This is a genomic window from Microbacterium sp. UBA3394, assembly GCF_002358725.1.
Taxonomy (GTDB): domain Bacteria; phylum Actinomycetota; class Actinomycetes; order Actinomycetales; family Microbacteriaceae; genus Microbacterium; species Microbacterium luteum.
On the sequence record NZ_DEPK01000087.1, the window covers coordinates 1 to 10,091 of the forward strand.

At 69.1% G+C, this 10,091-nt stretch carries 8 protein-coding genes and 1 pseudogene; all 9 read left to right on the forward strand.

The window, feature by feature from the left end:
- Nucleotides 1-574 (forward strand): annotated as a pseudogene (locus B4E30_RS05225) (conjugal transfer protein TrbL); the annotation flags it as partial.
- 7 nt (nucleotides 575-581) lie between these two features.
- A complete protein-coding gene (locus tag B4E30_RS05230) occupies nucleotides 582-2,045 on the forward strand; it encodes an SCO6880 family protein (protein WP_286793827.1) in 1,464 nt (487 codons plus the stop codon).
- A 102-nt stretch (nucleotides 2,046-2,147) separates the two neighbouring features.
- Entirely contained in the window at nucleotides 2,148-3,014 is an 867-nt protein-coding gene (locus tag B4E30_RS05235; protein ID WP_119076139.1) for a hypothetical protein, read from the forward strand.
- A complete protein-coding gene (locus tag B4E30_RS05240) occupies nucleotides 3,011-4,498 on the forward strand; it encodes an ATP-binding protein (RefSeq protein ID WP_286793830.1) in 1,488 nt (495 codons plus the stop codon). The genes B4E30_RS05235 and B4E30_RS05240 overlap by 4 nt, the downstream gene beginning before the upstream one ends.
- On the forward strand, nucleotides 4,498-5,067 hold the full coding sequence (locus B4E30_RS05245) for a hypothetical protein (protein WP_162903864.1): 570 nt from the start codon (nucleotides 4,498-4,500) through the stop codon (nucleotides 5,065-5,067). Before B4E30_RS05240 ends, B4E30_RS05245 begins: the two co-directional genes overlap by 1 nt.
- Nucleotides 5,064-6,845, forward strand: coding sequence for a type IV secretory system conjugative DNA transfer family protein (locus B4E30_RS05250; RefSeq protein ID WP_119076369.1), 1,782 nt, complete (start codon nucleotides 5,064-5,066; stop codon nucleotides 6,843-6,845). The genes B4E30_RS05245 and B4E30_RS05250 overlap by 4 nt, the downstream gene beginning before the upstream one ends.
- An 83-nt stretch (nucleotides 6,846-6,928) precedes the next feature.
- Nucleotides 6,929-7,396: a single-stranded DNA-binding protein gene (locus tag B4E30_RS05255; RefSeq protein WP_119076367.1), complete on the forward strand. Its 468-nt coding sequence runs from the start codon at nucleotides 6,929-6,931 to the stop codon at nucleotides 7,394-7,396.
- 18 nt (nucleotides 7,397-7,414) lie between these two features.
- Nucleotides 7,415-8,041, forward strand: a complete 627-nt coding sequence (locus tag B4E30_RS05260) for a hypothetical protein (protein WP_119076365.1) — start codon at nucleotides 7,415-7,417, stop codon at nucleotides 8,039-8,041.
- Nucleotides 8,042-8,384: 343 nt separating this feature from the next.
- On the forward strand, nucleotides 8,385-10,091 hold a 1,707-nt coding region (locus B4E30_RS05265), incomplete at its 3' end, for a recombinase family protein (RefSeq protein WP_286793835.1).

The following is a 10,091-nucleotide window of genomic DNA, read 5'->3' on the forward strand; positions in this document are numbered from 1 at the left end:
CCAGATCAGGTTGACATTCCCACCGGCCGGTGACGGCCCGAAGAAGGTCCTCGACGGCGCCAACAACAGCGGTAACGAAAGCGGCGGCGGCAGCAGGGGGAACGCTGGGGGCGGTGGGAAGGCGCCGCCCCGGGCCAAGACCTCCACACCGCAGGCATCCGGAAGCGCGACGGGTGCCGCTGGTGGCGCCAGCTCCGCCGGTGGGTCCGCTGGAGCCGGCGCAGGAGCAGGCGGCGGTGCCAGTGCGGGCGCTGGCGCCGGTGCGGGTGCTGCGGCGGCGGGACCGGCCGCGGCAGCGGTGATCGCGGCGAAGGTCGCCAAGGACGCCGCAACCGCCGGCCCCAAGGCCGGCACGGCCCTCGCCAACCAGGCTGAGACGGCCGCCGACAGCGCCGGGCAGACCGGCGCGACGCCCCCTCCGGCGGCGTCCCCGACGTCGTCCCCACCGGCCACGAAGGCTCCGCCTCCGGTCGAGCCGAAGACACCATCGGCGGGTCCGGGCTCGGCACAACCGGAGCCGCGTGCGCAGAAGCCGGCCCCGCCGCCGGCGCCGAAGTCGACCGGGAAGGACTGAAGGGGCCATGACCTCGAAGCAGAAGGAGTCCACCACGCAGCTGGTGCCGGTCAAGTTCTCCCGCCTCACCCGCCGCGGCATCCTCCTCGGCCTGTCCCTATCCCAGCTCATCACCCTCGCCACCGGCGTCCTCGCCGTCGTCGGCGCCTTGTATGCCGGCGGAGGCATCCTGCTGGCCTACACCGCACCCGTCTGGGTGCTCGCCGCCGCCCTGAGCTGGGTACCCGTCGCTGGGCGTCCGGCCGTGGAGTGGCTGCCGGTGGCGTGCTGGTGGCTGTGGCGCTCCACCGCGGGCCAGCTGCTGTACCGGCGCCGGATCGTGGCACCGCGGCCGGTCGGCACGCTCGCGCTGCCCGGGGACATGGCCCGGCTGCGGGAGTACACCGACCCCGACACCGGCGCCGGGATGATCCACGACCCCCACGCTGCGACCCTCACCGTGGTCTGCGAGGTGACCCATCCGGCGTTCGTGCTCCTGGACCCGGGTGAGCAGGAACGCCGCGTCACCTCCTGGGGGCGCGTGCTGGCCACGGTGTGCCGCTCCGGGCGGATCGCCACCCTGCAAGTGCTGGAACGGACGCTGCCGGACTCCGGCACCGGACTGGCCGAATGGTGGGCCTCCCACGGCACCGCCGACGACACCTGGGCCGCGACCACCTACGCCGAACTGATCGAGCGTGCCGGGCCGGCCGGGGAACGGCACGCCACCACCTTGTCCCTGTCGCTGGATATGAAGACCGCCGCCCGCCAGATCAGGACCGCCGGTGGCGGCATCCGCGGGGCCGCCGCCGTCCTGCGCCAGGAGATGTCCACCCTGGTCGCAGCCCTACGCTCCGCCGACCTGAAACCCTCCGGGTGGCTGAGCCCGGGACAGATCGCGGTGATCCTGCGCAGCGCGTACGACCCGGCCATCGCCGCCACCCTGGAGCGCCACGGCGAACTCGGCCAGCACCTCGCCACCGCCGGTCCCGTGGCCGTCAACGAGTCCTGGGCCCGGTTGCGCACCGACTCCGCCCACCACGCGGTGCTGTGGGTCAGCGAGTGGCCGCGCTCGATGGTCTACCCCGGCTTCCTGTCCCCGGTGCTGCTGTCCACCGGCATCCAACGCTCGTTCTCGCTGCTGTGCACCCCAATGCGCTCCGACCAAGCCGCCCGCGACATCCGCAAGAAGAAGGTCGAGCACATCTCCGACCAAGCCCAGCGGGCGAAGATCGGGCAGATCGAAGACGCCACCCAGACCGCCGAGTACCACGACGTGCTCCAGCAGGAAGCCGACCTGACCGCCGGCCGCGGAGTGCTGCGGTTCACCGGCCTCATCAGCGTCTCCGCACCCACCGTCGAAGAGCTGGAGGCCGGGGTGGCCGCGATCGAGCAGGCCGCGATCCAAGCCTCCTGTGAAACCCGGCTGCTCGTGGGACAGCAGGCCGCTGCGTTCACCGCCGCGGCGCTGCCGCTGTGCCGCCGCATCTGACGCCCCGCGTACACCCCGACCCTCGCGCCGTGGGGGTGCGCGTGCACCTGAGAGTCGACCCCGGATGACCGGGGCTTTCGCGCTTGTCACAGGAGGCCGCTCATGCCCACCTATCACGACCCACTCCAGGATGCTGCCGAAGCATCCGACGCGCTGCGCGGGCTCGCGCACGCCAGCCGCGTCTTCGACAACCCCGCCGACACCTACAGCGTGCTCGGTGACCTCCTCTCGGGCGTCCGATCGCTGCGCCAGGTGCTCGACCAGGTCGGCTCCGCGCATCTCACTCATCGCGACCGCGCTCACGACGATGACGGTGACCACGTGATCGGTGCCGCCGAAGCCCTCGCCGCGGCAGACGACCTGCACCACGCCGGAACACTCCTGGACGGTGTCGAGGAGCGCGTCAATGCCGCAATGACCCATTCGGGACGCGTCGCCTGGCACGCCCCGGCCCAGGAGATCGACGGGGAGGCAGTGTCCACGGACGCGCCGCGGCGCTGGATCAGCGTCGTCTTCCTCCAAGGCGCCGAGGCCGACGAGGTGCTCGACCTGATCGACCGGGACGGCGCCGATGCGGCCGTCGAGCACCTGCGCGGCTGGGACTACGGGGACGAGACCACCGACGCGGCCCTGGAGAACGGGTACGTCTACGACGAACCACCCACCGGGCAGCTCGACCGGGTGATCACGGATGGTGACTACACCCTCACGTACAACCCGTTCATGGGCCACGTCAGCCTCCTGCGTGCACACCCTGCCGCCATGTCCGACCCGGGCCTGGATGAGACCGGCGTGGTGCCCGCGCGTGAAGCGATCAGCGGCGTCGGCCCGCTCGATTCGAGCACGCCAAGGTCCTCGGTGACACCGGCGTCCGCGCGGGCGCAGCAGGGGCCGGCGGTTGTGGACCGGGATTGGTTCGCCGGGCCGGCCCGCTCCGCACGGTCGGCTGGGCGGGGGCTGTCGCTGTGAGCGCGCGAGAGAACGAGCGGCTGCACGCATCGGTCCTGGTGGCCCCGGCCGCTGAGCGTCGCCGGCTGCGCAAGCGACGCCGGCGGGCTGCCGCAGCGCTGCGGGCCGAGCAGCACCGTACCGAGCAGGCTGCCGCGCGAGCGAAGGCCGATGCGGAACGCACTGAGCGACGCGCGACCACGTACCTGCCTGCCGCCGGTGAGCCCGGCCCGGCGGCGCTGCGCACACCCGGCAGGTTCCGGCTCCCGCGCCATCAGGACACGTCCGCGACGTTGGCGGGGGCGTACCCGTTCGTCGCCGAAGGCGGCCTCGGCGCCGACGGCGTGTTCGTCGGCCAAGACCTCTACTCCGGCGGCTCGTTCGTCTATGACCCCTGGGTCCTCTACGCCCGCGGGATCATCACCGCCCCCAACGTCGTCCTCGTCGGCATCGTGGGCTCCGGCAAGTCCTCGCTGGCGAAATCGCTCTACACGCGGTCGCTGCCGTTCGGACGGCGCGTCTACGTCCCCGGCGACCCGAAGGGCGAGCACACCGCCGTCGCCAACGCGGTCGGCGGACGGGCAATCGTCCTCGGCCACGGCCTGAACACACGCCTCAACCCCCTCGATGAAGGCCACCGGCCCACCGGACTGTCGGACCGGGAGTGGGCCATCACGGTCGCCTCCCGCCGCCGCGACCTCATCGGCGCTCTGGCCGAGACCGTCCTGGCCCGCGGGTTGACGCCGTTGGAGCACACCGCGATCGACCTCGCTCTCACCGCAGTCGTCGCAGAAAACACCGTGCCGATCCTGCCGATGGTCGTCGACCGCATCCTCACCCCGGACGAGGCCGCCGACGGCAGATTGGCCGAGGACGGACGGCTCGTGGGCCATGCCCTGCGCCGCCTGGTCGCCGGTGACCTCGCCGGCCTGTTCGACGGCCCCAGCACGGTCCGGTTCGACCCCAGCCTGCCGATGATCAGCCTCGACCTGTCCCGCGTCACCGAGAACAGCACATTGATCTCGGTGTTGATGACGTGCTCGTCGGCGTGGATGGAGTCCGCGCTGCTGGACCCGAACGGTGGGCAGCGGTGGGTGATCTACGACGAAGCGTGGCGGCTGATGTCCCACCCCGCCTTGTTGAAGCGGATGGACGCGCACTGGCGTCTCGCGCGGCATTACGGGATCGCGAACATGCTGATCTTCCACAAACTCTCCGACCTGGACAACGTCGGCGACGCCGGCTCCGCCATGCGATCCCTCGCCAACAGCCTCCTCGCGAACGCCGAGACTCGGATCGTCTACCGGCAAGAATCCGACCAGCTCGGCCCCACCGCCCAGGCTCTTGGCCTGACCGGCACCGAGCAGAAGCTCCTCCCGGGCCTGGGTGTCGGGCAGGGGCTGTGGCGGATCAAAGACCGGGCCTTCGTCACCCAGCACCAGCTCCATCCCGCCGAGCTGACACTGTTCGACACCAGCTCGCGGCTCACCTCGGGGGTGAAGTGATGACCCGCAAAGCCCCACGCCGCACGCCTCGGCCGGAACCAGAGGAGACGCCGGTTGTGCTGCCGCACGCGGTCATCACCGTCACCGAGACCGGCGCCCTGGGCGTCACCCTCGACGGCACCGACGTCCCACCACCTGAAGGCGAAGCATGGACGCGCAGCACCTTCGGGTCCCTGCTGGACGCCCTGACCCGGGACCGGACCATCACGGTGCGCATCGAGGTGCACGAAAGCGACGGGAGCGTGTTCACCGACGTCATCCGCGCCCGTCGCCGCGACAGGTCCGAACCGCCTGACACCGAAGCGAAGACCGAGGACGAACGGGAAACACGGGTCACGAGCAGGAGCAAACGGGGGCCGGACCTGGTCGAAATGATCGGGGAGGGGTTCGTGCCCGGCGAGGACGTCGCGGCCGCGGTCATCGTCTCCCACACCGATGCTATCAGCACCGGTCATGCCCGCACGCTCCTGGACCGAGGTCGTCTCCGGTTGCTGCTGCCCGATGGCGGCGGCGAGGTGATTCTGTTCGGCCGCATTTCCGGCACGATCCACGTGCGGCGGCTGTCATGAGCACCCCATCCGGGCGGCAGGCCGGGGCGTTCGGTGACGAGCTGACCAACGCCGCTCTCATGGCCCTGGTGGGGATGTTCGGGATCGCGCTCATCCTGCGCGCTTCCGGGTCCGTTGCCGCGTTCCTCACCGGTACACCCCAACCCACTGCTGGACCGGCGTCGGGGCTCGGAGTGCTGTTCAACCCCGGCGACCCCGCGGGCGCGCTCGACGCCACCGGGCTCAACTCGTCCGTGTACTGGATCATCACCGCGGCGATGCTCGCTGGCCTGGTCACGGCCGGGGCATGGGTGTGGATGCGGCTGCGCCGCCACTCCCGCCGGGTTGAGACCGATCCGCGCCGCCTCGCCGGCACCGCCACGGCCCATGAAGTCACCCAAACCGCCTCAGCGAAGGCGCTGCTACGCCGGGCCGGGACACTGCGCCCATCCCTCGATAAACCCGCACCCGGTGATGTCGGGTATCGGATCGGCGCGTCCAAGGGGCGCGATGTGTGGGCGAGCGTGGAGGACTCGATCCTGCTCATCGGCCCCCCGCGCTCCGGCAAGGGCCTGCACATCGTCATCCCGACGATCCTTGACGCCCCCGGCGCCGTGGTCACCACCAGCACGCGGCCGGACAACCTCACCGCCACCCTCCGCGCCCGGCAGCGTGGCGGTCGGCCGGTAGCGGTGTTCGACCCCCAACACCTCGCCGAAGGCATCCCCGCCGGAATGCGCTGGTCACCCATCCGCGGATGCGAGGACCCGCTCACGGCGATGATCCGAGCCACCGGCCTGTCCGCAGCAACCGGCCTGTCCGCCGGCGGGGTCGAATCCGGCGGCTTCTGGGAAGGCAAGACCCGCACCGCCCTCCAAGCCCTCCTACACGCCGCGGCGCTCGACCACCGGCCCCCAGCCGAGCTGTTTCGCTGGACCCTCGACCCCACCGCCGCCGCCGAAGCCGTCGCGATCCTCACCAACAACACCCAGGCAGCCACCGGGTGGGCGGACTCCCTCGGAGCGATGATCGACGCCGACCCCAAAACCAGGGATTCGATCTGGCAGGGCGTCGCCCTGGCCCTCGGCGCGCTGGCCGACCCGCGCGTCCTGGACGCTGTCTCGCCTGGACCTGGTGAGAGCTTCGACCCCGAGACCTTCATCCGCGACCGCGGCACCCTCTACCTGCTGGCCACCGGCGCCGGCACCGGCGCATCCGCCGCCCTGGTGGCCGCGTTCATCGAAGACCTCATCGAAACCGCCCGCCGGATCGCCGCCCGCTCACCCGGCGCACGCCTCGACCCGCCCCTGCTGCTTGCCCTGGATGAGATCGGCAACCTCGCCCCCCTGCCCAGCCTCCCGACGCTGATGGCTGAGGGCGGCGGCACCGGCATCACCACCCTGCCTGTGTTGCAGTCATTGGCGCAGGCGCGCGACAAATGGAACGACAACGCCGCCGGCGCGATCTGGGACGCCTCCATCGTCAAGATCATCCTCGGCGGTGCCTCCAACAGCCGCGACCTCCAAGACCTCTCCACACTCATCGGGGAGCGCGACGAGTACACCGACTCCGTCACCCTCGGCGACCACGGCACCCGCTCCAACCAACGCTCCATTCGCCGCGTCGCGATCCTGCCGCCTGACCGGATCAGAACGCTCCCGTTTGGCACTGGCGTCACCCTCCTCCGGGCCGCCCCACCCATCGTCACCGATCTACGGGCTTGGCCGTCCCGCTCCGACGCTTCCACGTTGAAGGCCGACCGAGCAGAAATCGAAGCGCTGCTGCACCGAAAGCCCTGATCCGAGCATGGGTCGCGGTGTGCACCTGCCTGACACAGCGACCACGCCCTGGTGGTCGCGACTGATCGTCAGGAGAAGGTTCAATGGCTATCCGCACGCAGCAGTCCATCTCTGGATTCATCGCCACCGATCCGCAACTCACCACCACGGAGAACGGTGACGCTCGGTTCTATGCCCGGTTCGGGCAGGAGAACTACCACCGCGAAGAGGACGGGGCGTTCACGAAGCTGGAGCCGAGCTTCAGCAATCTCGTGCTGTACCGCGCAACGGCCGAACGCGCGTATGAGCGGTTCACCAAAGGCGACAACTTCGTCGCCGAAGGCTACGCGCACGAGTACTCCTACACCCGTGACGGGCAACAGATCGAGGGCGAGGAGTTCGTGGCCAAGAAGATCGGCCACGACACCGCGCGGACCCGCTACGACGTGGACCGAACACCTCGCCGTGCAGGTGTCACCGCAGAGCGCGAGAACGTATCCCGGCAGCAGAACCGAGCGTTCGACCCGCCACAAGCCTCACCGGCTGCCGATACGCCGGTGCTGGGTCGCTGAACCGGGAGAAGCAGGATCATGAACGCCCGCACTCCACCCCCCGAGCCCGATGAGAACGACCTCGAAGACGACCTGGACGACGACTTTGGCGATGAGATGACCACCGAGTCGTTGGGCGGACCGCCGCACCCGGTGAACTGGAACCTGCTCTCCGCCCACGATCTGGAGCAAGAGTGGCTGGAGCTGAACCGGTGGGTCGACTGGCTCCGCCACACCTACGGGCTCCCCGCCGCCGTGATCCCCCCGTTCTGGCACCACCACCCCGAATTGGTCTGGGAACTATCAGCCCTGCACCTGCACTGGCTGTGCGCCTACGACCCTGAGCAGAACGGCTCCGCACCTGTCGGCTGGCACCGCGACTTCGCCGACACCAGGGCGCGGCTGCGTGACTGGGTGGCGGCATCCGGCACCCGCCTCGACCGGGACCGTGCGACCCGGCAGACCGCCTGGCCCGGCGAAACGCCCCCACCACCGGTGGAGGATGTTGTGATCACTGACCGTGACGATGAGTTCATCGACTTCGTCCGAGAGCAGGTCAGGCAGCGGCAAACCGCCGAGGACGCGTTCTTCACCACCATCGACGACGCCACCGGTGAACTCCTCGACCATCGCCCCGGTGCGCAACGTGAGCAAGGTGAGCGCTGATGGTTCGCTCCTATGCGCGCAGGACCGATCGAGTCGGCGCCGACCGGCCAGTCCGGGTCCGGTTCGACAGGCGCGAGGACATCGACACCGAGAAGGTCGCCGAAGTCCTCATCCGCCTCGCCCTGCGAGCATCCGATGACGACGCCACCGCCCAAGCAGGCAAACACCTCCGACAACTACTCACGCCCAGACGGTAGAATCAGAAGCCAACACGACGATCACGGCGTCGCTGGCACAGACCCTAAACCCCTATCGGGGGTGTTCTTTTCGAATCCTGACGTGACCGCCATCCGGCGCCCCAGACGCCCAACCCACAGTTGGGCACCTGAAAGGCGGTCACTCCATGTCTCCCATCAGTCTCCCCTCCGGCATCGACGTCGCGACACTCCGCGCACTGGCAACTGACCAGCGGCACCAGATAGCCGGGACCGGTGAGGAAGGAGCTGACGGGCTGATACCAGCGGTCACCTACCTGCGGGTCTCCACCAAGGACCAGGCCACCCGCAACGGCCTCGAAGAAGGTCTGTCCATCCCCGCCCAGCGAGAAGCCGCCCAGCGCAAGGCCGAACAGCTCGGCGCAGTCATCGTCAAGGAGTTCATCGAGCCCGGCGAGTCCGCGAAGACCGCCCGTCGCCGCGCGTTGCAGGAAATGCTCGACTACATCGCAGCTAACCCGGTCCGGTACTGCATCATCAACAAGGTCGACCGACTCGCTCGCAACCGGCTCGATGACGCGATCATCCACTCCACCCTGCGCGGGGCGAACATCACCCTGGTCTCTGTCACGGAGAACATCGACGAAACCCCCTCCGGCATGCTCATGCACGGCATCCTCGCGTCGATGGCCGAGTTCTACTCCCTCAACCTGGCCCAGGAAGTCCTCAAAGGGATGACGCAGAAAGCGTCGATCGGTGGCACGCCGACCAAAGCACCGTTGGGCTACCTGAACGTGCGCACCACAGACGCCAAAGGCCGAGAAGCCCGAGATATCGAACTGGACCCCGATCGCGCGGACTTGATCCGGTTCGCGTTCGCCGCCTACGCCACCGGCGACTGGTCCCTCTCCTCCCTCGCCCGCGAGTTGAAGACCCGCGGCCTGACGACCCGCTCCACACCCTCACAGCCGGCAAAGCCGGTCTCCACCACCGGGCTGCACAAAATCCTGACCAACCCCTACTACCAGGGCACCGTGACCTTCCGCGGCGTCACCTACGACGGCGCCCACATCCCGCTGGCCGACCCGGACAACTGGCTGCGGGTCCAGACGCAGCTCGATGCGAAGAACGCTGTCGGTGAGCGGCCTCAGAAGTACGACCACTACCTCAAGGGGAGCTTGTGCTGCTCGTGTGGCGCCAAGCTCATGATCGAACGGCCCCGGGACAAGCAAGGAGATCGCTACGAGTACTTCACCTGTTCAGGGCGGCGCAAGAAGAACGGCTGCACCCGCTCGGCGATCCTCGCCGAACGGATCGAGGACCGCGTCGAACGCGACTACGGCACCAACGGGCTCACCGACGAGGAAGCCGAGCACGTCAGCCAGGTACTGCACCAAGTGTTCGACCAGCTCGAAGCCTCCAGCGACAACGAACGCACCGTATTGACCACCCAGCGCGAGAAGCTCGATGCCGAACGCCTCAAGCTCGTCCAAGCCCACTACGCCGACGCCATCCCGCTCGACCTGCTCAAGAGCGAACAGGACCGCATCCGCACAAGCCTCGACGCCATCAACAGCCGGCTCGACAACCTCGCGAACACCTACCACAGCGCTCACGAGGGGCTCGATCAGATCGTCGATGTCCTCACCGACCTCGGTGACCTCTACAGCAAGTGCGAACCTGCTGAACGCCGCATGCTCAACCGCGCGCTGTTCAAGCGAATAGTCATCGACGAGGACGAACACGTCACGTTCGTGCCAGCAGAACCGGCGGCCGCTGTCCTCGCCCAGGAGCACGGGGGCGAGATGCCCCAACCGTCCCCGGACGCGAAACTGCCCCGCCATCAGACGGGGCAGATTTCGAATTTCTCAACTTACGTGGACCTGAGGGGACTC